The sequence below is a fragment of the Streptomyces zinciresistens K42 genome (genome assembly GCF_000225525.1).
GTDB classification, from domain to species: domain Bacteria; phylum Actinomycetota; class Actinomycetes; order Streptomycetales; family Streptomycetaceae; genus Streptomyces; species Streptomyces zinciresistens.
Genome location: NZ_AGBF01000116.1, coordinates 1 through 21372 on the forward strand (window position 1 = coordinate 1; position 21372 = coordinate 21372).

Annotated in this window: 20 protein-coding genes and 2 tRNA genes; 12 read left to right on the top strand and 10 right to left on the bottom strand. The window is 71.9% G+C overall.

Annotated elements, in window-relative coordinates; all coding sequences use genetic code 11:
• The 3 genes from SZN_RS25060 to SZN_RS25070 form a co-directional block, all read left to right on the top strand.
• Positions 1–993 (top strand): AIM24 family protein (locus SZN_RS25060; protein WP_007500089.1); only part of this gene is annotated, 993 nt, incomplete at its 5' end.
• 11 nt (positions 994–1004) lie between these two features.
• The gene (locus SZN_RS25065; protein WP_007500091.1) at positions 1005–1685 is read left to right on the top strand and encodes an AIM24 family protein; all 681 of its coding nucleotides are present in this window, start codon (positions 1005–1007) and stop codon (positions 1683–1685) included.
• 16 nt (positions 1686–1701) lie between these two features.
• The gene (locus SZN_RS25070; protein ID WP_007500093.1) at positions 1702–2457 is read left to right on the top strand and encodes an AIM24 family protein; all 756 of its coding nucleotides are present in this window, start codon (positions 1702–1704) and stop codon (positions 2455–2457) included.
• A gap of 63 nt (positions 2458–2520) precedes the next feature.
• On the opposite strand, the gene SZN_RS25075 is transcribed toward SZN_RS25070, so the two are convergent.
• Together SZN_RS25075 and SZN_RS25080 are read right to left on the bottom strand one after the other, a co-directional pair.
• Positions 2521–3036, bottom strand: coding sequence for an NUDIX hydrolase (locus SZN_RS25075; RefSeq protein WP_007500095.1), 516 nt, complete (start codon positions 3034–3036; stop codon positions 2521–2523).
• On the bottom strand, positions 3033–4478 hold the full coding sequence (locus SZN_RS25080; RefSeq protein WP_007500097.1) for a zinc-dependent metalloprotease: 1446 nt from the start codon (positions 4476–4478) through the stop codon (positions 3033–3035). Before SZN_RS25080 ends, SZN_RS25075 begins: the two co-directional genes overlap by 4 nt.
• A gap of 192 nt (positions 4479–4670) precedes the next feature.
• Between SZN_RS25080 and SZN_RS25085 the strand changes: the two genes are divergently transcribed.
• From SZN_RS25085 to SZN_RS25095, 4 genes are all read left to right on the top strand, one after another.
• Positions 4671–5789, top strand: a complete 1119-nt coding sequence (locus tag SZN_RS25085; RefSeq protein ID WP_043732941.1) for an SDR family oxidoreductase — start codon at positions 4671–4673, stop codon at positions 5787–5789.
• Between the two features lie 140 nt (positions 5790–5929).
• Positions 5930–6391, top strand: coding sequence for a molybdenum cofactor biosynthesis protein MoaE (locus SZN_RS25090; protein ID WP_007500101.1), 462 nt, complete (start codon positions 5930–5932; stop codon positions 6389–6391).
• A gap of 239 nt (positions 6392–6630) precedes the next feature.
• Complete coding sequence (locus SZN_RS41540) at positions 6631–6792, top strand: hypothetical protein (RefSeq protein WP_007500103.1); 162 nt, start codon at positions 6631–6633, stop codon at positions 6790–6792.
• Between the two features lie 62 nt (positions 6793–6854).
• Positions 6855–7952, top strand: a complete 1098-nt coding sequence (locus tag SZN_RS25095) for a YlbL family protein (protein ID WP_007500104.1) — start codon at positions 6855–6857, stop codon at positions 7950–7952.
• A 152-nt stretch (positions 7953–8104) separates the two neighbouring features.
• Here SZN_RS25095 and SZN_RS25100 read toward each other — a convergent pair whose 3' ends face one another.
• Positions 8105–8647 carry a PPA1309 family protein gene (locus tag SZN_RS25100; RefSeq protein WP_007500106.1) on the bottom strand — a complete coding sequence of 181 codons (543 nt, stop codon included), beginning with the start codon at positions 8645–8647 and terminating at the stop codon, positions 8105–8107.
• A gap of 165 nt (positions 8648–8812) precedes the next feature.
• On the opposite strand from SZN_RS25100, the gene SZN_RS25105 reads away from it, so the two are divergent.
• The 4 genes from SZN_RS25105 to SZN_RS25120 all read left to right on the top strand — a co-directional run bounded on the left by SZN_RS25105 (position 8813) and on the right by SZN_RS25120 (position 14188).
• On the top strand, positions 8813–11746 hold the full coding sequence (locus SZN_RS25105) for a UPF0182 family membrane protein (RefSeq protein WP_086021439.1): 2934 nt from the start codon (positions 8813–8815) through the stop codon (positions 11744–11746).
• A gap of 57 nt (positions 11747–11803) precedes the next feature.
• A tRNA-Met gene (locus SZN_RS25110) sits at positions 11804–11877 on the top strand.
• Between the two features lie 227 nt (positions 11878–12104).
• Positions 12105–14027: a tetratricopeptide repeat protein gene (locus SZN_RS25115; protein ID WP_208865848.1), complete on the top strand. Its 1923-nt coding sequence runs from the start codon at positions 12105–12107 to the stop codon at positions 14025–14027.
• Positions 14028–14114: 87 nt separating this feature from the next.
• Positions 14115–14188 (top strand) — tRNA-Met (locus tag SZN_RS25120).
• A 137-nt stretch (positions 14189–14325) separates the two neighbouring features.
• Here the strand turns inward: SZN_RS25120 and SZN_RS25125 are convergent.
• The 3 genes from SZN_RS25125 to hisN form a co-directional block, all read right to left on the bottom strand.
• Positions 14326–14742: a Fur family transcriptional regulator gene (locus tag SZN_RS25125; RefSeq protein WP_007500112.1), complete on the bottom strand. Its 417-nt coding sequence runs from the start codon at positions 14740–14742 to the stop codon at positions 14326–14328.
• 186 nt (positions 14743–14928) lie between these two features.
• Positions 14929–15321: a CBS domain-containing protein gene (locus SZN_RS25130; protein ID WP_007500114.1), complete on the bottom strand. Its 393-nt coding sequence runs from the start codon at positions 15319–15321 to the stop codon at positions 14929–14931.
• Between the two features lie 109 nt (positions 15322–15430).
• A complete protein-coding gene (hisN, locus tag SZN_RS25135) occupies positions 15431–16231 on the bottom strand; it encodes a histidinol-phosphatase (protein WP_007500116.1) in 801 nt (266 codons plus the stop codon).
• A 199-nt stretch (positions 16232–16430) separates the two neighbouring features.
• On the opposite strand from hisN, the gene SZN_RS25140 reads away from it, so the two are divergent.
• Complete coding sequence (locus SZN_RS25140) at positions 16431–17042, top strand: TetR/AcrR family transcriptional regulator (RefSeq protein ID WP_007500119.1); 612 nt, start codon at positions 16431–16433, stop codon at positions 17040–17042.
• A gap of 19 nt (positions 17043–17061) precedes the next feature.
• On the opposite strand, the gene SZN_RS25145 is transcribed toward SZN_RS25140, so the two are convergent.
• The 4 genes from SZN_RS25145 to SZN_RS25160 form a co-directional block, all read right to left on the bottom strand.
• On the bottom strand, positions 17062–17385 hold the full coding sequence (locus SZN_RS25145; RefSeq protein WP_007500121.1) for a DMT family transporter: 324 nt from the start codon (positions 17383–17385) through the stop codon (positions 17062–17064).
• A 120-nt stretch (positions 17386–17505) separates the two neighbouring features.
• Positions 17506–18516, bottom strand: coding sequence for a ribosome small subunit-dependent GTPase A (gene rsgA, locus SZN_RS25150; protein WP_007500123.1), 1011 nt, complete (start codon positions 18514–18516; stop codon positions 17506–17508).
• A 17-nt stretch (positions 18517–18533) separates the two neighbouring features.
• Positions 18534–19850 (bottom strand): 3-phosphoshikimate 1-carboxyvinyltransferase, encoded by a 1317-nt coding sequence (aroA, locus tag SZN_RS25155; protein WP_007500126.1) that lies wholly within the window; start codon positions 19848–19850, stop codon positions 18534–18536.
• 77 nt (positions 19851–19927) lie between these two features.
• Entirely contained in the window at positions 19928–20680 is a 753-nt protein-coding gene (locus SZN_RS25160; protein ID WP_007500128.1) for a M50 family metallopeptidase, read from the bottom strand.
• Positions 20681–21372 lie beyond the last annotated feature (692 nt).

The following is a 21372-nucleotide window of genomic DNA, read 5'->3' on the forward strand; positions in this document are numbered from 1 at the left end:
GGATCGACGCCGCCGCCTCCGAGCCCGGCGCCCTCGGTGCACGCCCAGCCCACCATCGTCGCGCCCATGACGCCGCCCGGCGGCACCCCGCCGCCCCCGCCCCCGGCGCCCGCACCCTACGGCCAGCCCTCCGCTCCGCCGCCGCCCGGCTACGGCTACCCGCAGCCGCCCCAGGCCCCCCAGCCGCCGCAGGCCCCCACCCCGCCGCCCGGCTACGGCCAGCCGACCCCGCCCCCGGGCTACGGCCACCAGCCCCCCGGCTACGGGCAGGTCCCCGGCCAGCAGACGCCCCAGGGCGCCCCGCAGGGCGTGCCCCAGAGCGCACCCCAGGCCCCCGGGGTCACCGCGGCGCTCCAGAAGTTCAAGGAGACGCCCACCGGTCAGCGCTGGACACAGCAGAACGACAAGCTGGTCCGCGTCGACCTCGGCATCGGAGGTCAGCCGGTGCTGGCCCGGCAGGGCAGCATGGTGCTCTACCAGGGCAAGGTCGACTTCGGCTACAAGGGCGCCGGATTCGCCGGCCGCATCGTGGGCAACGCGACCGGCCAGGAGATGCAGCTCATGCGCTGCACCGGCCAGGGCCAGGTGTTCCTCGCCGAGAACTCCACGATGCTGCACCCCATCGAGCTCCAGGGCGACGGCATCTGCGTCTCCGCGGAGAACGTCCTCGCCTTCGACGAGGGCCTGCAGTACGAGGTCCGCCGCATCGAGGGCCACGGCATCCCCGGTGGCGCGCTGTTCACGATGCAGTTCACCGGCACCGGCACCGTCGTCGTCAAGACGCACGGCACACCCGTGGTGCTGCCGGTCACACCGACGACGTTCGCCGACTGCCACGCCGTGGTCGCCTGGTCGTCCGCCGCGCAGGTCGTCGTCTCCAGCCAGGTCCGCATGCGCCGCAACGCCTACCCGGGAGACTCCGGGGAGAGCGTCAACCTCCAGTTCCGGGGCGCTCCCGGCAACTTCATCGTCGTCCAGCCGTACGAGGTCTGAGGGAGCCCGTCATGAACCAGCCATTCGCGGGCCACGCCCCCGCACCCGTCGCCGCTCGCATGGAGAACCACGGCGACCACATGCTGAAGGTCGCCATGCAGACCGGGCACGACCTCCTCGCGCGCGTGGGGTCGATGATCGCCTACGAGGGCTTCGTCCAGTACGAGCCCAACCCGCCCGCCGTGCGCCAGATCGCCAAGGACTGGATGACCGGTGAGGGCGCGCCGCTCATGAAGTGCTCCGGCGACGGCCTGCTCTATCTCGCCGACTACGGCGCCGACGTCGTCGTCATCAACCTCAACGGCGACGGCATCTCCGTCAACGCCACCAACCTGCTCGCCTTCGACGCCCACCTGACGTGGGGCGTCGAACGGGTGAAGGGCCTGGCGAAGTTCGCCGGCCAGGGCCTGTGGAACACCAGGATCTCCGGGCAGGGCTGGGTCGCGCTGACCTCCCGGGGCAAGCCCATCGTCGTCGACTGCGGCGGTGGCGAGGACGAGACGTACGTCGACCCGGACGCGCTCGTCGCCTGGTCCCCGAACCTCAAGGTGAAGGGCAAGCGCAGTTTCAAGGCGCAGTCGCTCATCGGCCGTGGCAGCGGCGAGGCCTATCAGATGGCCTTCTCCGGTCAGGGCATCGTCGTCGTCCAGCCCAGCGAGGACAGCACCGACCGCCTCCGGATCCGGGGCTGAGGGGGACAGGAAAGCCATGCAGAGCCCGATTTTCGCCTTCAACGACCAGCAGACCCAGGACCGCTGGAGCCTGCAGAACAAGCAGATGCTCCGCGTCACCCTGGAGGGCCAGGACGACATCCTCGCCCGCAAGGGCGCGATGGTCGCCTATCAGGGCCTCGTCGAGTTCGACGCCGAGTACCAGAGCCGCCGGCAGTCACGCACGCGTGCGCGTACCGGTGAGGGACTGGACCTGATGCGCTGCCACGGGGAGGGCGTCGTCTACCTGGCCAACCTCGAACAGCACGTCCACCTCGTGGAGGTGGACCAGGACGGGCTGACCGTCGACAGCAGCTATGTGCTGGCGATGGACTCCTCGCTGCACCACGAGGTCATCGCCGTGGACAGCCTCTACGGCATCTCCGGCTCCGGCAAGTACCAGCTCAACATCACCGGCCGGGGCAAGGTCGCCCTCATGACCTCCGGTGTGCCGCTGATGATGCAGGTCACGCCCGACAGGTACGTCAACTGCGACGCCGACGCGATCGTGGCCTGGTCCACCGGGCTGCGGGTGCAGATGCAGGCCCAGACGCACTCCTCCGGGGTGTGGCGGCGCCGCGGCAACACGGGCGAGGGCTGGGAGCTCAGCTTCATGGGCACCGGCTTCGCGTTCGTCCAGCCCAGTGAACTGCTGCCGCCGCAGAACGCCCAGATCGGCTCGGGTGCCGCCGCCCAGTTCGGCATGGGCCGGCAGGGCTCTCGGGGACAGAACCAGGGCAACGTCTGGAACTGACCGGCTTCCCGTCCGCTGGTGCCGGGAGGGGGCGACCGCTCACCGCGGTCGCCCCTCTCGCGCTCACAGACGGGCGCGCGTCGCCTCCACCAGGCGTACGACCGAGTCGTCCGCCACGTCCGCCACCTCGTCCCAGCCGAACCAGCGCAGGTCGAGCGACTCGTCGCTGATCGCCTCCACGGCGTCGGCCGGGGCCAGGGCCGCGTACTGCACGTCCAGATGCCAGGCGCAGGGCGTCTCATGGCGGTCCAGGCGCACCGGGCCGCCGGGCAGCAGGCGGAGGCCGGCGATCCCCGACTCCTCGGTCGCCTCGCGCAGGGCGGCCTCCGCGAGGGTCCGGTCGGACGGCTCGCAGTGCCCGCCCATCTGGAGCCACATGCGCAGCTTGCCGTGCAGGGTGAGCAGTACCCGCCCGCCCGGGGGATCGACGACCAGCGCGCTCGCCGTGATGTGCCCGTCGCCGCATGCCTTCCACATGCCGTCCGGGTGCGTCCGCAGATGCTCCAGGTACGTCCGGCGCAGCTCTTCCTGGTCCTCGTAGCCCTTCAGCACGAGGACCGCGTCGTCGTGCAGGATCATTCGGCGCCGTCGTCCTTGGTGCCGTCGCCGTCGGAGTCCGCCTGCTTGTTCAGGTCCGGCTTCCCGCCGCCGGCCGCCTCGCCGAGCATCTTGTCCAGCTCGGAGAAGTCGATCTGCTCGCGGTGCACGAAGCCGTCCGGGTCGTCCAGGTCGCTCGCCGTCGGCAGCATGTCCGGGTGGGCCCACAGGGCGTCCCGGCCGTCGACACCGCGCGCGTCCGTGAGCGAGGCCCACAGGCGCGAGGCGTCCCGCAGCCGGCGCGGACGCAGCTCCAGGCCGATCAGCGTGGCGAAGGTCTGCTCGGCCGGGCCGCCCGACGCGCGGCGGCGGCGCAGCGTCTCGCGCAGCGCGTCCGCGGACGACAGACGGGGCTTGGCCGCGGCGTGCACGACGGCGTCCACCCAGCCCTCGACGAGCGCCAGAGCCGTCTCCAGACGGGCAAGCGCCGCCTTCTGCTCCGGGGTGTCCTCCGGCTGGAACATGCCCTGCTGGAGCGCGTCCTGCAACTGCTCCGGGTTCTGCGGGTCGAACTGGCCGACGACGTCCTCCAGCTTGGCCGTGTCGACCTTGATCCCGCGCGCGTAGCCGTCGACCGCGCCGAACAGATGCGAGCGCAGCCACGGCACGTGCGCGAACAGGCGCTGGTGGGCGGCCTCGCGCAGGGCGAGGTACAGCCGCACCTCTTCCTGGGGGACGCCCAGGTCCTTGCCGAACGCCTCGATGTTGACCGGCAGCAGGGCGGCCCTGCCGACCGGGCCGAGCGGCAGACCGACGTCCGTGGAACCGACGACCTCGCCCGCGAGCACGCCGACGGCCTGCCCGATCTGTGTGCCGAACATGGCGCCGCCCATCGAGCGCATCATGCCGATCAGCGGGCCGGCCATGGACTGCATCTCCTCGGGCAGGACATCGCCCATGGCGATGCCGACCCGCTCGGCGACCGGGTCGACGAGCTCCTGCCACGCGGGCAGCGTCGCCTCGACCCACTCCGCGCGGCTCCACGCGACGGCGTTGCTCGCCCCGGAGGGCAGGGAAGTGGCGTCGTCGAGCCACAGGTCGGCCAGGCGGACCGCCTCCTGGACGGCATTGCGGTCGGTGGGGCCGACGCTGGCGTCCTTCGTGCCGTCCGCGGTGCCCTGCGCGACGGTCTGGCGGGCGATCTGCTTGGCCATGTCCCAGTTCACCGGGCCGCCCTCGTAGGAGAGCATCTGGCCCAGCTGCTGGAACGCGGCGCCCAGGTCGGTGGGGTTCAGTGATCCGAACATGGCGGCGAACGGGTTGTCGGCACCCGGGCCGCCAAAGCCTCCGGCACCGGCTGCCCCGAAACCGAACGGGTTGGCCGGTCCCTGACCACCACCGCTCTGCTGGTCCTTCTTCTTGCCCTCGTCGCCGTCGTCCGGCTCCTCCGGCGGAAGGCCGAATCCGAATGGGGTGTCACTCACGGGATTCCTCGGCTGGTAAGGCCACCGGCTGGCGCCGGCGGCACGACTGCCCGATAACACCACCCAGCGTAGACACCACGGGCCGATCGGGCCTCGGTGCTTCGCCGACTCCCGGCCTGCGGCAGGATGGATGCCACCTGGTACGGACGCGTCACACACGCTCGTACTGAAGACAACCGCTGGAGACGCCCGGTGAGTTCCCCTGATCCGCAGGTTCGCGCAGCGCGAAACCGGTCAACCCCCTCCGCGCGCGGGGTGCGCGGCCCCGTCGTCGCGGTGACCGGTGCCGCGTCCGGTGTCGGCGCCCTGCTCACCGAGCGGCTCGCCGCATCGGACGAGGTCAAGAAGGTCATCGCCATCGACGAGCGCCGCGGTGAGTGCGACGCGGCGCAGTGGCACATCCTGGACGTGCGGGACCCGGCCATCGCGGAGAAGCTGCGCGGCGCCGACGTGGTCGTCCACCTGGCGCTCGACCTCGATCTGGAGACGGACGCCGCCGCGCGGACCGCCTACAACGTCCGGGGGACGCAGACCGTCCTCACGGCCACCGCGGCGGCCGGGATCCACCGGGTCGTGCTGTGCACCTCCACGATGGTCTACGGCGCTCTCCCGGACAACGAGCTGCCGCTGTCCGAGGACGCGGAGCTGCGGGCCACGGCCGAGGCCACCGGCGTCGGCGACCTGCTGGAGATCGAGCGCCTCGCGCGCAGAGCACCCCGGGCCCACCCCGGCCTCAACGTCACCGTCGTCCGGCCCGCCGTGCTCGTCGGCGGCACCGACACCGCGCTGACCAGGTACTTCGAGTCGCCCAGGCTGCTCGTGGTGGCCGGATCGAGGCCGGCCTGGCAGTTCTGCCACGTCGAGGACCTGTGCAGCGCGATGGAGTACGCCGTCCTGGAGAAGGTCGACGGGGAACTCGCCGTCGGCTGCGACGGCTGGCTGGAGCAGGAGGAGGTCGAGGAGCTCAGCGGCATCCGGCGCATGGAGCTGCCCTCGGCGGTCGCGCTGGGCGCCGCGGCCCGGCTGCACAGGATCGGGCTGACGCCGTCCCCGGCCGGGGACCTCGCGTACACGATGCACCCCTGGGTGGTCAGCGGCAGCCGGCTGCACGACGCCGGGTGGCGGCCGCGGTGGACCAACGAGGAGGTGCTCGCGGAGCTGCTGGAGGAGGTCTCCGGGCGGCACACCGTCGCCGGGCGGCGGCTGGGCCGCAAGGACGCGACGGCGGCGGGCGCGGCCGGGGCCACGGTGGCCCTGCTGGGCGCGGCGGCGGTCGTACGGCGGGCGCGCAAGGCGCGGCGCAGGATCTGAGGGACGCATCCGGCCGAGCGCCGGGGCCGCGCCCGAGGCCCGTCCTCCGCACCCCCTGTAGAAGGCTCCAAACGTCCACACGCGTGTGCCGGGCGATGACGCTATTCCCCCACCTCCCGCGCGTGGGGCACGATGGGGCCATGGCACCTACCGACGACCACCCCGGCGAGCAGGGCGCACAGGACCCCGTCAAGCTCCTCGGCATCCGCGAGACGGCCCTGTCGCTGGACGAGGTCTTCCGCGCCGTCGGGGACGACGCCGCAGGCGGGACCGCGCTGTTCGTGGGGACCGTGCGCAACCACGACGGCGGTGCCGACGTGGACCGGCTCGGGTACTCGTGCCACCCCGGAGCCGAGGCCGAGATGCGACGCGTCGCCGAGAAGGTCGTCGCCGAGTTCCCGGTGCGCGCCCTCGCCGCCGTGCACCGCGTGGGAGATCTCGCGGTCGGGGACCTGGCCGTGGTCGTCGCCGTCTCCTGCCCGCACCGCGCGGAGGCGTTCGCGGCCTGCCGCAGGCTGATCGACGACCTCAAGCACGAGGTGCCGATCTGGAAGCACCAGAAGTTCTCCGACGGCACGGAGGAGTGGGTGGGCGCCTGCTGACGCGCGCGCCGCCGTAAGCGCACGCGGCCCGCGCACCTGCCTGGGCGCACCCCGTCCCGCCCGCCTGAAGCGCGCCGCGCCGCGCGCCGCCTCTTCCCCGGCCCCCTCCGCTTCTCCCGCCACCCCGTACACCTCACTCCGCTTGCGTAACCGCACCCCGGGCATGAGCGTTGTCAGTGCCAGCGGTTAATCTGCTGATCAGTCAGTTCGCGGTCGCTCATTGGGGACGGGAGGACGGGATGGCGGCGCTCGTCTGGTTGCTGATTCCGCTCGGGGCTGCGGTCGGTGCCGGTCTGTGGGGCAGCTGGGCCAACCGGACGAGAAAGGCACGGGGGGACGGCCCGGAGCTCGACGGTTACGCCCGCTTCCGCGCGGCCATGGAGAAGTCCCCGCGCGCCTGATCCCGGTGCCCGGGTCGCGGCCCTGACGAGGCACCGACAGCACCGTCACGTACTGTCGTGCCATGCCACGCCGCACCGCGACGATGCTCGCCTCCACCCTGATGCTGATCGCGCTCCTGTGCGCGGGAGTGTTCATCCCCGTGCCGTACTCGGAGATGTCCCCGGGGCCCACGGTGAACACGCTCGGCGAGCACAACGGCGAACCGGTACTGCAGATCTCCGGCCGCAAGACCTACCCGGCGACCGGCAACCTCAACATGACCACCGTCCGTGTCACCAGTGCCGACTACCGGATGAACCTCGTGGAGGCCGTCTACGGATGGCTCGCGCACGACAACAAGGTCGTCCCCCACGACACCCTCTACCCGGACGGCAAGACCGAGGAGCAGTCCACCCAGGAGAACGCCGAGGAGTTCAGCCAGTCCCAGGAGAGCGCCAAGGTCGCCGCCCTGAAGGCGCTGGACATCCCGGTGCGGAGCTGGGTGATCGTCTCGACGGTCGTCAAGGGCACCCCGGCCGAGGGCAAGCTGCACGCGGGCGACGTGATCAAGACCGTGGACGGCACCGCGGTGAAGGAGCCCGGCGACGTCGCCAAGCTGGTGACCAAGCGCAAGCCCGGCCAGGACGTCGTGTTCACGATCGTGCCGGCCAAGGAGCAGACCGCCGCCGAGAAGGAGCGCCGTGCTCCCGCGAAGACCGAGACGATCACGATCAGGACCGCCCGGTCCGACGACTCCGGCGCCCGGCGCGCCATCGTCGGCATCTCCGCCGGGACCGACCACACCTTCCCGTTCGGCATCGACATCAAGCTCGCCGACGTCGGGGGGCCCAGCGCCGGCCTGATGTTCGCGCTCGGCCTCTACGACAAGCTCACCCCGGGCAACCTCACCGGCGGCAAGTTCGTCGCCGGCACCGGCACCATCGACGACACGGGCAAGGTCGGGCCCATCGGCGGCATCGAGATGAAGACCGTGGGCGCGCGCGAGAAGGGCGCCCGGTACTTCCTGACGCCCGCGGAGAACTGCGCGACCGCCGCCAGGGACGTCCCCGACGGGCTCACCCTGGTCAAGGTCGGCACCATCGACGACGCCCTGGGTGCCCTGAAGGACATCCGCTCCGGCGACACCGCCCGCCTGCCCCAGTGCACCGCCGGGAGCTGACGGCGCGGGACAAAGCGCACACCTGACCGGGAGCGCCCCCCGGTACCAAGGCGCCCCCGGAAACGGAGCGCTGCCCCGGCAACACGGAGGGCGCCCCGGAACCGGGGCGCCCTCGCCGTCGTACGGGATGCGGCTACCTCAGTCGGCGTACCTCAGTCGGCGAACGTCGCCGTCAGCCCCTCCGCCAGCCCCGGGACCAGGTCGGGACCGGTGAGGACCTCGGTCGGGGTGTCCTTCTCGCGCAGCCGCAGCGCCGACTCACGGGTGCCGTCGCGCAGCACCGCGACCGTCATGCGGACCTCCTGGCGGTCGGGATGGTCGGCCACCCACCGCGTGAGCTTGCCGCCGCTCAGCCCCTGCGGGACCTGCGCCTCGGCGGACGGCGGCAGCATCAGCCGCTCGACGGTGAGCGCGCAGCCGGCCACGGCGTCGGGCCAGGCGATCGTGCCGAGGAACTCGTCGAGCGCCTTGCCCGCGGGAATCTCGTCCTGCTCGATCGGAGTCAGGCCGCTGCTCTCCTGCGCGTCCGCGAGGCCGAGCTGGGCGGCGAGGCCGGGTTCCTGGACGCGCAGCCGCGCGGTGTCGACCAGGGCGAAGAGGCGGGCGGGCTGGTCCCAGCCGAGGCCGGAGGCGTACTCGTCGATCTCGAGGACGGCCCGGGTGAGCGGGCTCGCAGCCATGGAAGTGTTGGACATGGTCACAATCCTGCCTCGTTCCCGCCCGAAATCGGGAACCGAGTAAGCGATGAGTAAGTTGCATAGGTGTGGACCCGCGATCACGGGGGGCCACGGAGGGTCCACGACGACGCGGGCCTGGCCGATCGAACAGCGATTTTCGGGGTGCGAACCTTGGCTTTCCAGATGCCGGACCGCGGCGGAGGCCCGACCGGGCCACGGATGAGAGTGGGCCGCCCGTCCCGGCGGGTGCGTACCCTGCTCATGACACTGGGCGTCCTCGCCGTCCTCGGCATGGCTTTCACCATGTTCGCGGGCTTCTGGACGGACTGGCTCTGGTACCGGTCGGTGAACTACTCGTCCGTGTTCACGACCACGCTGTGGACGAAGATCGGGCTCTTCTTCGTCTTCGGCCTGCTGATGGCCCTCGCCGTCGGACTCAACATCTGGCTGGCGCACCGGCTGCGCCCGCCGTTGAGCGCGATGTCGGTGGAGCAGCAGAGCCTCGACCGCTACCGCATGGGCATCGCGCCCTACAAGAAGTGGCTGCTGCTGGCGATCACCGCCCTGGTCGGGCTGATCGCGGGCGCCTCCGCCTCCAGCCAGTGGCGCACCTGGCTGATGTGGATCAACGGCGTGCCCTTCGGCGAGAAGGACCCCCAGTTCAACCTGGACGTCGGCTTCTACGCCTTCGACCTGCCCTGGTACCGGTTCATGCTCGGCTTCGGCTTCGCCGCCGCGATCCTCTCCGTGATCGCCGCCGCGCTCACCCACTACCTGTACGGCGGGCTGCGCATCACCAGTCCGGGCGCGCGGGCGACGGCCGCGGCCACCGGCCATCTCTCGGTCCTCATCGGCATCTTCGTCGCCCTGAAGGCCGTCGCGTACTGGCTCGACCGGTACGGCCTGGCCGTGAAGTCCAGCGACTTCAAGGCGACCGACAACTGGACGGGCCTGCGGTACGTCGACGCCAACGCCTATCTGCCGGCCAAGACGATCCTGTTCTGCATCGCCGTCATCTGCGCGCTGCTGTTCTTCGCCACCCTGTGGCGTCGCACCTGGCAGCTGCCCGTCATCGGCTTCGGCCTGATGGTGCTCTCGGCGATCCTGATCGGCGGCCTCTACCCGGCCATCGTGCAGAAGTTCCAGGTCCAGCCGAACGAGCAGGCCAAGGAAGCGCCGTACGTCGAGAAGAACCTCAAGGCCACGCGTAACGCGTACGGCATCGACGGCACCAAGGTCACCGACTACCCGGGCACCGGCAAGACCCAGGACAAGACCCAGCTGCGCGACGACGTGGACGCCACGGCGAGCATCCGGATCATGGACCCGAACATCGTCTCGCCGACGTTCCAGCAGCTCCAGCAGATCAGGAACTACTACGCGTTCCCGACCAACCTGGATGTCGACCGCTACAGCAAGAACGGCAAGGACCAGGACACCGTCATCGGTCTGCGCGAGATCAATCTCGAGGGCATCCCGAAGCGGAACTGGATCAACGACCACTTCCGCTACACCCACGGCTACGGTGTGGTCGCCGCCGAGGGCACGAGTGCCGACCCCCAGGGCAGGCCCGACTTCACCGAGTCCGACCTGCCGTCCAAGGGTGACCTCGGGAAGTACGAGCAGCGGGTCTACTACGGCGAGAAGACCACCATGTACTCCATCGTCGGCGGTCCCCAGAAGGAGATCGACTACTCCGACGACAGCGGTGAGAAGACCTACAGCTACAAGGGCGACAGCGGCGTCAGCCTCTCCAACCCGGTCAACCGGGCCGCGTACGCGGTGGCGTTCGGCGAGCCGCAGATCCTGTACTCGGGTGCCATCGGCGAGGGTTCGCGCATCCTGTACAACCGCACGCCCAAGGAGCGCGTCGAGGCGGTCGCCCCGTGGCTGACCATCGACGGCGACGCCTACCCGGCGGTGGTGGACGGCCGCATCCAGTGGATCGTCGACGCGTACACCACGACCAACGGCTACCCGTACTCCTCGCGCACGACCCTCGGTGACACCACTGCCGACTCGCTGACCGCGAGCAACGACCAGCGCGCGGTGGTGGCGCAGCAGAACCAGGTCAACTACATCCGCAACTCGGTGAAGGCGACCGTCGACGCGTACACCGGCGAGGTCAAGCTCTTCCAGTGGGACACCAAGGACCCGGTCCTGAAGACCTGGATGAAGGCGTTCCCGGGCACGGTGGAGTCGAAGGGCGCGATCTCCAAGTCGCTGATGGACCACCTGCGCTACCCGCAGGACCTGTTCAAGGTCCAGCGCGAACTGCTCACCCGCTACCACGTGAAGGACGCCACGACGTTCCTCAGCGGCAGCGAGGTCTGGCAGGTGCCGGACGACCCGACGAACAAGTCGGGCAGCGCGGTGCCGCCGTACTACCTGAGCATGAAGATGCCCGACCAGAAGGCGCAGGCGTTCTCGCTGACGACGACGTTCACGCCCAACGGCCGTGACAACCTGAGCGCGTTCATGGCGGTCGACGCGGAGGCGGGCACCAGCGACTACGGCAAGATCAGAATCCTGAAACTGCCGACCAACACCACGGTCAACGGCCCCAGCCAGGTCCAGAGCCAGTTCAACTCCGAGCAGAACATCGCCGAGACGATCAGGCTGCTGAGAGGTGGCGACTCGGAAGTCGAGTACGGCAACCTGCTGGCGGTCCCGCTGGACGGCGGACTGCTCTACGTGGAGCCGGTCTACGTCCGCGGCGGCGGACTGAAGTACCCGCTGCTGCGCAAGGTCCTGGTGTCCTACGGCGGCAGCACCGCGTTCGAGGACACTCTGGACGAGGCGCTGAACAAGGTGTTCGGAGCGCAGGGACCGACGACCTCGCCACCGGACCAGGGTGACGACGGCGGCACCACACCACCGCCGAAGTCCAGCAACCCGACCGTCCAGAACGCGCTCAACGACGCCCAGAAGGCGTTCGACGCGGGCCAGGAAGCCCTGAAGAAGGGCGACTGGCAGGCGTACGGCACGGCGCAGAAGGACCTTCAGGACGCCCTGCAGCGGGCCGAGAAGGCGCAGTCGCAGCCCGACAAGACCGGAGGCGGCGGCACCGAGCCGAGCAAGAGCCCGACCCCCTCGACAAGCCCCACCGGCAGCTAGCCGCCGGGACTCGTCGCATGCCCCGTCCCGCGCCGTGATACGGTTCTTTCACAACGGCGCGGGGTGGAGCAGCTCGGTAGCTCGCTGGGCTCATAACCCAGAGGTCGCAGGTTCAAATCCTGTCCCCGCTACTGGAGTCGACGGCAATGCCGTACGACGTCAAAGGCCCGGATCCTTCAAGGATCCGGGCCTTTGTGGTGTGCGAACGCCTGTCCCGGGAAGCGGAATGGACGCGCCGCCGTGGGGAGTTGGGGGAACCGTGTTTGACTTGTCTCTCTGTGGGCATGTCGACAAAACGCTGAAGTGACCTCACTGGCTGCGGTATACCAGGTGTACCCAGGTTGCAGGTGGTGCGACGATGGACGTTATGGGGGACAAGGCAACTCTGTTGGAGACAGGGCGGTTTGTGCATCCTGTCGGCTTTGCGGGGCCGGCGGGTGATTCCGCGCAGCCGACGACCGGTGCCGCGCGGTCGATGAATGATCTCGGCGGGCCCCAGGACGGGTTCGCCTTCGGCCGGCCGGTGGGCCGGGACGAGACCGGGGAGGCCGCCGAGGAGGCGCGCAGGCGCCTCGCCGCGGAGCGCGGCGACACCGAGGCGATGAGCGTCCTCGGGGCGATGCTGCTGCGCCGCGGCGACCTCGACGGGGCCGAGCCGCATCTGCGGGCCGCCACCGCCGCCGGGGACCGGGCCGCCGCCAACAACCTGGGAGTCCTGCTCCACCAGCGCGGATACGCCGACGAGGCCGCCGGATGGTGGCGGATCGCCGCTGTCGCGGGGTCCGCCGCAGCGGCGCACGCCCTGGGGCGCCTGCACCGCGAGCGGGGTGACGAGCCGGCCGCCGAGTACTGGCTGCGGCAGTCCGCCGAGCAGGGGCACGCGCTCGGCGCGTACGCCCTCGCCGACCTGCTGGAGCACCGCGGTGACAAGGGGGCGGAGCGCTGGATGCGGGCCGCCGCCGAGCGCGGCCACCGGGAGGCGGCGTACCGGCTGGCGCGCGCGCTCGACCGGCGGGCCGTGCCCTCGGGGGAGGACGGGTCCGACGACGGTGTCGTCGTCGCGGCCGGGCCGCTCATGGAGGAGGCCGAGCAGTGGTACCGCCAGGCCGCCGCGCGCGGACACCGCCGGGCCGCGCTGCACCTCGGCGCGATCCTGGAGCGGCGGGGGGACCTCAGGGAGGCCGGGCGCTGGTACCTGACGTCCGCCAAGGACGGGGAGGCGCGGGCCGCCTGCGCCCTCGGCTTCCTGCTGCGCGACGCCGGGGACACCGAGAGCGCCGCCGTGTGGTGGCTGCGGGCCGCCCAGGACGGCGACGGCAACGCGGCCAACGCGCTGGGCGCGCTGCACGCCGAGCGCGGCGAGACCCAGACCGCCGAGCGCTGGTACCGGGCCGCGATGGACGCCGGTGATGTCAACGGCGCGTACAACCTCGGGCTGCTCTGCGCCGAGCAGGCCCGCACCGCGCAGGCCGAGCAGTGGTACCGCCGAGCGGCGTACGCCGGGCACCGCGAGGCGGCCAACGCGCTCGCGATCCTGCTGCTCCGGGTCGGCGACACGACCGGTGCCGAGCCGTGGTTCTCCAAGGCGGCCGAGGCCGGCAGCGTCGACGCGGCCTTCAACCTGGGCATCCTGCACGCCGGGCGGGGCGAGGAGCGCGCCGCGCTGCGCTGGTACGAGCGGGCCGCCGCGGCCGGGCACAGCGAGGCCGCCCTCCAGGTCGGCATCGCCCGGCTGCGCGAGGGCGACGAACCGGCGGCGGAGCGGCATCTGCGGTGCGCGGCCGGCGCGGGCAGCGCGGAGGCGGCGTACCGGCTGGCGACCGTGCTGGACTCGCGGCGGCCGCCGGAGCCCGCGCACGAGCTCGGCGAGATCGTGCACGAGAAGACCGAGTGCGAGGAGTGGTACGAGCGCGCGGCCTCGCAAGGGCACCGGCGGGCCCAGGTGCGGGTCGGCATGATGGCCGCCGCGCGCGGCGACGTCGTGGAGGCGGCGCGGTGGTACCGCACCGCCGCCGAGGCCGGATCGCGCAACGGCGCCTTCAACCTCGGGCTGCTGCTGGCCAGGGAGGGCAGCGAGCCCGAGGCGGCGGTGTGGTGGACCCGGGCTGCGGACGCCGGGCACGGGCGGTCGGCGTTGCGGCTCGCCCTGGTCTACGCGCGTCGCGGCGAGCTGGCCGAGGGGCAGCGCTGGGCCGAGCGCGCGGTGAGCCTCGGCCCGGTCGAGGTGGCCCGGCGGGCCGAGCGGCTGCGTGACGCCCTGCGGGAGGAGCTGTCGGCGTGACGCGGGCCCTCTCGCAGGGCCCGCGGGGCCGCGCGGGAAAGCGATTTGCCTCGGTCCGACGTGGTGACGTAATGTTGCGTTCACCGACGCGGGGTGGAGCAGCTCGGTAGCTCGCTGGGCTCATAACCCAGAGGTCGCAGGTTCAAATCCTGTCCCCGCTACTCAAGGCCAAGGGCCGGAATCCTCAGGGATTCCGGCCCTTGGTGCGTGCCCGTGGATCTTTTCCGCTCCGCACCGAAGTCCGGGCGGCGCGATGCCCCGGCACGCGTCGGTGCCGGGGCTCGGGAGGGTGTGCGGGTCAGGCCGCCGCGCAGTTCGGGCAGATGCCGCGGTAGGTGACCTCGACGTCCGAGACGGTGAAGCCGAAGCGCTCGGAGTCGGGCAGGTCGGCCAGCGGGTTGCCGGTCGGATGGACGTCCCGGATGGAGCCGCAGGTGGCGCAGACCAGGTGGTGGTGGGGCCGGTGGGCGTTCGGGTCGTACCGCTTGGCGCGCTTGTCGGTCGAGACCTCCAGGACCTCGCCCAGGGTGACCAGTTCGCCCAGCGTGTTGTAGACGGTCGCCCGGGAGATCTCGGGCAGCTTGGCGACGGCCCGCGCGTGCACCTCGTCCGCGGTCAGATGGACGTGGTCGCCCGCGAGCACCTCGGCCACGACGCGCCGCTGCGCGGTCATCCGCCATCCGCGTCCGCGCAGCCGTTCCAGAAGGTCGCTCATGGTGGACACCTTAACAGCAGAGGGACCAGGTTCCGAATGGATGTGATTTTGGATACAGGCTCGAATTGGACAAGGTCCAGAATGGGATCGGACTCTGCTCGGCCCCTGGGCGGGAGCGGCCGACGCCGCTCCGGGCGCCCCCGCCCGTGCCGAGGGCGACGGCCTCGGCGCGCGGCCGATGCGTGATCAGGCGGGAACCTGCTGTCGCCGGGGGGCCCAGCAGCGGATGATGTCGCGCACCGAGACGATGCCGACCGGTTCCTCGTGGTCCAGCACGATCAGGTGCCGGAAGCCGCCGTGCACCATGGCGCGCGCCGCCTCCTCCAGGGTCCAGCCCGGGGCGGCGAACACCACGTCTCCGGTGGTGTGGTCGTGGGCCCGTTCGGTGTCCGGGCTCTGTCCGAGGCCGACGGAGTCGAGGATGTCGCGTTCGGTCAGGATGCCGATGCCGCCGGCGTCCGGGTCGTGGACCAGGGCCGCGCCGACGCGGCGGGCGGCCATCAGCGCGGCTGCCTGCCGCAGGGTGTGGGTGGGGCCGATGGTGAGGACCACGGTGCTCATGGCGTCACGTACGAGCATGGATGGAGCCACCTCCTCAAGTGCCCCCGCACCGTTCCTTCGCGGTTTCACACGTTCACAAGTGGGGGGACTCTCAGAGTGACAGGTAAAGAGGGGGTCAACAAGGGGCTCAGTAGCGCGCGTTGAGGTAGTCCAGAAGCTCGTCGTGGAGCAGGCCGTTCGACGCCGCCGCGTTGCCGCCGTGCGGGCCGGGGCGGCCGTCGAGGCCGGTGAAGGTGCCGCCCGCCTCGGTGACGACGATCGAGGTCGCGGCCATGTCCCACAGGGACAGCTCCGGCTCGGCGCACAGGTCGACCGACCCCTCGGCGACCATCATGTACGGCCAGAAGTCGCCGTAGGCGCGCGTGCGCCACACCTCGCGCGTGAGGTCGAGGAAGCCGCCGAGCCGCCCCTGCTCCTCCCAGCCGCTGAGCGAGGAGTAGGCGAAGGAGGCGTCCGACAGCTTCGAGACGCCCGAGACACGCAGCCGGGACGCCGCGGAGAGACTGCGGCCGGTGAAGGCGCCGTGCCCCTTGGCGGCCCACCAGCGGCGCCCGATGGCGGGCGCCGAGACGACGCCGACGACGGGATGGAAGCCGCCCTCCCCGGCCTCCGTCAGGGCGATCAGCGTGGCCCAGACGGGCACACCGCGTACGTAGTTCTTGGTGCCGTCGATCGGGTCGACGACCCAGCGGCGCGGACCGGTGCCCTCGATGCCGTACTCCTCGCCGAGGACCGCGTCGCGGGGGCGGGCCCGCTGGAGCTGTCCGCGGATCAGCTCCTCGGCCGCCTTGTCCGCCTCACTCACCGGCGTCATGTCCGGCTTGGTCTCGACCTTCAGGTCGAGCGCCTTGAAGCGGGCCATGGTCGCGGCGTCGGCGGCGTCCGCGAGGACGTGGGCGAGGCGGAGATCGTCGAGGTAGTCCGGCATGGGACGAACCGTATCCGCACCGGTCCGGGTCGTGCCACAGCCCCCCGCGCACCGGGCCGGCCCGCCGTCCGCCCCGCCCCTCGCACACCGCGCACGGCACGGCCACCCCCGCGCCCCACCGGCGGCGCCCCCGCGAACCCTTGACAGCGAACCCCCGCGCGTCAAACCTGTGCGCAGAGCCGCTCGTCCCCGGGAGGCGATGATGCCTGCAGCGCGGGAGTCCCTGCTGGACGCCGCCTACGCGGCGCTGGCGCGCCGGCCGTGGCCCACCGTGCGGATGGTGGACGTGGCAGCCGCCGCCGGGGTGTCCCGGCAGACGCTGTACAACGAGTTCGGCAGCAAGGAGGGGCTCGCCCGCGCCCTCGTGAGGCGGGAGGCCGACGGCTATCTCAGCGGCGTCGAACGCGCCCTCACCGCCCACGCCGACGCCCGCGACCGCCTCGTCGCCACCGCCGAGTGGACCGCGGGCCTCGCCCGCGACAACGCCCTCGTCCGCGCCATGCTGACCGGCTGCTGGAGCGAGCGGCTGCCCTCCCCGACGCTGTCCGCCGTGCCGTCCTCCTCCGCCGTGCCGGCCCAGCGGCGGGCCGACGGGCCGCTGCCCTCGCCCGGCGACTTCGTGGCCGCCGTGCGCGACCGGGCCGTCGCGGTCCTCTCGGGGAGCGGCGCGGGGAGGGCGGACACGGCCGACCTCGCCCGCTCCTGCGAACTCGTCGTCCGGCTGGCCCTGTCCTGCGTCGCAGCGCCGCCCGGCGAGGGCGGTGTCGCCGACCTCGTGCGCGGCGCGCTGCACCGGCAGCCGGGCGGCTGAGCGCCCCGGCCCGCCGGGCTCAGGAGGAGGAACCCGACAACTGGAGTCCGATGACGCCCGCGATGACCAGGCTGATCGAGATGATCTTCAGAGTGGAGACGAGGTCGCCGAGGAAGACCATGCCGTAGATCGCGGTGCCCGCCGCCCCGATCCCCGTCCACACCGCGTACGCCGGTCCGACGTCCAGCTTGCGCAGCGACAGGGTCAGCAGACCGAAGCTGCCGAGCGCGAAGACGGCGAAGGCGATGGTCGGCCACAGCCGGGTGAAGCCGTGCGACAGCTTCAGGCACACCGCGAAGCCGGTTTCCAGCAGTCCCGCCACGACGACCAGCAGCCACGCCATGAGCTGTCCTCCCGTATCCCCACGTACCGTGACCGCACAGTCAGGCTCTGGTCAGGCTTGCACCCGGCTCGGTGCGATTATGCCCTTACCGGACTCGCCCGGGGACAAACAACGCGGAGGTCAGTCGCCCTCCGTGCGCTCGCGGGTCGCCAGCAGCCGCCGCAGCGAGTACAGCCGGGCCCGGTCCGCGCGGCCCGCCGCCACCCAGTCGTCCAGCGCGCAGTCCGGCTCGTCGTGACTGCACGCGCGCGGGCAGCCCTCGGTTCCCGGCTCCAGGTCCGGGAAGGCGTGGATCACCCGCGAGGGGTCGATGTGCGCCAGCCCGAAGGAGCGCACGCCCGGGGTGTCGATCACCCAGCCGTCCGCCTCCGACAGCGGCAGCGCCAGCGCCGAGGTCGTGGTGTGCCGGCCCCGGCCCGTCACCGCGTTCACATGCCCCGTGGAACGCCGACGCTCCAGCGGGACCAGCGCGTTCACCAGGGTCGTCTTGCCGACGCCCGAGTGGCCGACGAACGCCGTGACCCTGCCGTCCAGATGCCCGCGCACCCGCCCCGCCGCGTCCCCGTCCTCCAGGTCCTCGCGGCTGGTGACGACGTACGGGATGTCCAACGCGCCGTACAGGCCGAGGATTTCGTCCGCCGGGGCCAGGTCCGACTTGGTCAGCACCAGCAGCGGCTCCAGACCGCCGTCGAACGCCGCCACCAGGCAGCGGTCGATCAGCCGGGGCCGCGGCTCGGGGTCGGCGAGCGCGGTGACGATGGCGAGCTGGTCGGCGTTGGCCACCACCACGCGCTCGTAGGGGTCGTCGTCGTCGGCCGTGCGGCGCAGCACGGACGTGCGGTCCTCGATGCGCACGATCCGCGCGAGGGTGTCCTTCCTGCCGGACAGATCGCCGACCAGCGCGACCCGGTCCCCGACCACCGCCGCCTTGCGGCCGAGTTCGCGGGCCTTCATCGCCATCACGACCCGGTCCCCGACCAGGCAGGTCAGCCGCCCCCGGTCGACGGTGAGGACGAGGCCCTCGGCGGCGTCCTCGTGCTTGGGCCGGATGTTCGTCCGGGGCCGGGTGTTGCGGCGGCCCGGACGGGTGCGGATGTCGTCCTCGTCGGTGTGCTTGCCGTAGCGGCGCATGGCTTGTCCCCGCGTCCCTACGCCCCGAGCATCCCGGTCCACAGTTCGGGGAAGTCCGGCAGGGTCTTCGCCGTCGTCGCCACGTTCTCGATCCGTACGCCCTCGACCGCGAGGCCGAGGATCGCGCCGGCGGTCGCCATGCGGTGGTCCTCGTAGGAGTGGAAGACGCCGCCGTGCAGCCGGCGCGGGCGGATGTGCAGCCCGTCGGCCGTCTCGGTGACGTCACCGCCGAGTTCGTTGACCTCCTTGGTCAGCGCGGCCAGCCGGTCCGTCTCGTGCAGACGCAGGTGCGCGACCCCGCGCAGCGTCGAGGGGGAGTCCGCGAGGGCCGCGACCGCCGCGATGCCCGGGGTCAGCTCGCCGACCTCGCCCAGGTCCACGTCGATGCCGTGGATCGCACCCGATCCGGTGAACACCAGCCCGTACTCGGTGAGTTCGCAGGAACCACCCATCTCGGTGAAGATCTCCCGCAGCCGGTCACCGGGCTGCGTGGTGCGCGCCGGCCAGTCGGGGACGAGCACCTTGCCGCCCGTCACCAGCGCCGCGGCCAGGAACGGCTGGGCGTTGGACAGGTCCGGCTCGACCGTCAGGTCCCGGCCGAGCAGCGCACCCGGGGTGACCCGCCAGACGTTCGGCTCGCCGCCCGACTCCGGGGTGTCGACCTGCGCGCCGACCGCGCGCAGCATGTCGACCGTCATGCGGATGTGCGGCATCGACGGCAGCGCGGAGCCGGTGTGCCGCACCTCCACGCCCTGGTTGAAGCGCGGGCCGGACAGCAGCAGCGCCGAGACGAACTGGGACGAGGAGGAGGCGTCGATCTCCACCGTGCCGCCCTCCAGCGCGCCCCCGCCGTGCACCGTCAGCGGCAGCGCCCCGCGTGCGTCGTCGTCGATCCGGGCGCCGAGGACGCGCAGCGCGTCGATCACGCCGTGCAGCGGACGCTCGTACGACCTCGGGTCGCCGTCGAAGCGGACGGGGCCGTCGGCCAGGGCGGCCACCGGCGGCAGGAACCGCATCACCGTGCCGGCGTTGCCGACGTCGACCGCGGCCGGACCGCGCAGCCCCGCGGGGAGCACCCGCCACGCCTCGCCGGTGCCCTCGGGGCCGACGCCCTCCTCGATGCCGACGCCCATCGCCCGCAGCGCGCCCGCCATCAGCAGGGTGTCGCGGGAGCGCAGGGGGCGGCGCAGCCAGCCCGGCTCGCTCGCCAGGGCGGCGAGGACGAGCGCGCGGTTGGTGACCGACTTGGACCCCGGCACGTGGACCGTCGCGTCGACGGCTCCGCTCGCGTGCGGGGCGGGCCAGAGGGCGGTGTGGGCGTCGTTCGGGGCCATGGCCCCACTTTATAAGCAGGACGGCGGGCCGGACGCTGTCCGGGTACGCCCCCGCCGCCCCGGCGGCGCCCTTTTTCCTACCGGCCGCCCGCCCCTTCCAGCAGCCAGCGCCCCCCGCCTATCAGCGAGCACAGCGAGACCGCGTGGAACAGGAACAGCCACAGCCCGGCCGGCACATGCGTCAGCCGGGACAGCTGGTCCGCGTCCGAGTCGCCCGCCCCGCCCCGGGACCGCTTCGCCTGGAGCTCGAAGGCCGGCCGCACCCCGCCGACCAGCAGGAACCACACCACCGCGTACGCGAACGCCGCCTGCACCTGCGGACCGCTCAGCCAGGACACCAGGACGAACGTCCCGCCCGTCAGGAACACCGTCAGCGCTCCGTAGGCGTTCCTGACCATCACCAGCATCGCCAGCAGCAGGAGCGCCGCCAGCCACAGCAGCAGGGTGATCCGCCCCGCGGCCAGCAGGGCGGCGCCGCCGAGCCCCAGCAGCGGGGGAGCGGTGTAGCCGGCCGCCGCCGTCAGGATCATCCCGATGCCGTGCGGCTTGCCCCGGCTGACGGTGAGCCCGCTGGTGTCGGAGTGCAGGCGTATGCCCGTCAGCGTCCGTCCGGTCAGCAGGGCGACCAGGCCGTGGCCGCCCTCGTGGGCGATGGTGATCGTGTTGCGCGACAGGCGCCAGAGGCCGGGCGGGACGACCACGGCGAGCGCGGCCGCCAGCGTGGCGAGGACCACCCACAGGTCGGGGTCGGGCTGGGTGCCCGAGACCTCGTCCCAGAGGGAGGCGAGCGAGGCGGACGCGGTGCTGACGGTGCTGACAGTGCTGTACATGGGTGTCCCGTGTGCTCCCTCTCGGCCTGCGGAGTCTGGCAGTGTGGCACGTATGTGCGGACGGTATCTGAGACGCCGACGTAACAGGGATCGTTCCTGACGGCAAACATGCAGGTCACAGTGTTAGAGCCCCGGAGCGATCCGGGGCTCTTGCTTTACCCGTGCTGACTGCGTGCTGACCTGTAGACACCTGTGATCACCCCAGGGAACCCGTCCCGTGCTGGGCTGGTGCTGATCTCCTTGCACATTCCCAGTTCGGGCATGGCGTTGCCCTGGCGGTCGAGCACTGCGTCTGTGTGTAGCGGAGCGACATCGCAGACGCACCACCGTAACGCGCGACCGATGTCGGGAGAGTTGGTGCCGGTTCATGAGTGCGAGGCCGCGCCTACCGCGCGCAGTGCGCCTCCGTGGCCCGGACGGGCCACGTCCCCGGTCATGGTGTAGCCGATCACGACCCATCGCCTCCGGTCCTGGACCCGACAGGAATGTGTCGCCATGGGGCGCCCGGCAGTTGTCGCCGGTCGCGGCGGCGTGAGTCCCAACAGGCCGCCGGACGCTGTCCGGGTACGCCCCCGCCGCCCCGGCCCCGCCAGCCGGCAGCCTCTAGGGCGTGTGTGGAGTTGTGATCTCGTGGGCCCCCGGCTCGAGAGGCGGGAGGGTCGGGGGTCTTGGGGTAGAACGGTGGGGTGTCG

Excerpts from the sequence above, each read along its gene's own strand:
- SZN_RS25075 (WP_007500095.1), bottom strand. The coding sequence starts at position 3,036 with ATGATCCTGCACGACGACGCGGTCCTCGTGCTGAAGGGCTACGAGGAC.
- SZN_RS25070 (WP_007500093.1), top strand. The coding sequence starts at position 1,702 with ATGCAGAGCCCGATTTTCGCCTTCAACGACCAGCAGACCCAGGACCGC.
- SZN_RS25125 (WP_007500112.1), bottom strand. The coding sequence starts at position 14,742 with ATGAGCGACCTTCTGGAACGGCTGCGCGGACGCGGATGGCGGATGACC.
- SZN_RS25130 (WP_007500114.1), bottom strand. The coding sequence starts at position 15,321 with ATGCTCGTACGTGACGCCATGAGCACCGTGGTCCTCACCATCGGCCCC.
- SZN_RS25065 (WP_007500091.1), top strand. The coding sequence starts at position 1,005 with ATGAACCAGCCATTCGCGGGCCACGCCCCCGCACCCGTCGCCGCTCGC.
- SZN_RS25140 (WP_007500119.1), top strand. The coding sequence starts at position 16,431 with ATGATGCCTGCAGCGCGGGAGTCCCTGCTGGACGCCGCCTACGCGGCG.
- hisN (WP_007500116.1), bottom strand. The coding sequence starts at position 16,231 with ATGCCGGACTACCTCGACGATCTCCGCCTCGCCCACGTCCTCGCGGAC.
- SZN_RS25105 (WP_086021439.1), top strand. The coding sequence starts at position 8,813 with ATGCCGGACCGCGGCGGAGGCCCGACCGGGCCACGGATGAGAGTGGGC.
- SZN_RS25090 (WP_007500101.1), top strand. The coding sequence starts at position 5,930 with ATGGCACCTACCGACGACCACCCCGGCGAGCAGGGCGCACAGGACCCC.
- aroA (WP_007500126.1), bottom strand. The coding sequence starts at position 19,850 with ATGGCCCCGAACGACGCCCACACCGCCCTCTGGCCCGCCCCGCACGCG.
- SZN_RS25100 (WP_007500106.1), bottom strand. The coding sequence starts at position 8,647 with ATGTCCAACACTTCCATGGCTGCGAGCCCGCTCACCCGGGCCGTCCTC.
- SZN_RS25115 (WP_208865848.1), top strand. The coding sequence starts at position 12,105 with ATGGACGTTATGGGGGACAAGGCAACTCTGTTGGAGACAGGGCGGTTT.
- SZN_RS25095 (WP_007500104.1), top strand. The coding sequence starts at position 6,855 with ATGCCACGCCGCACCGCGACGATGCTCGCCTCCACCCTGATGCTGATC.
- rsgA (WP_007500123.1), bottom strand. The coding sequence starts at position 18,516 with ATGCGCCGCTACGGCAAGCACACCGACGAGGACGACATCCGCACCCGT.
- SZN_RS25160 (WP_007500128.1), bottom strand. The coding sequence starts at position 20,680 with ATGTACAGCACTGTCAGCACCGTCAGCACCGCGTCCGCCTCGCTCGCC.
- SZN_RS41540 (WP_007500103.1), top strand. The coding sequence starts at position 6,631 with ATGGCGGCGCTCGTCTGGTTGCTGATTCCGCTCGGGGCTGCGGTCGGT.
- SZN_RS25145 (WP_007500121.1), bottom strand. The coding sequence starts at position 17,385 with ATGGCGTGGCTGCTGGTCGTCGTGGCGGGACTGCTGGAAACCGGCTTC.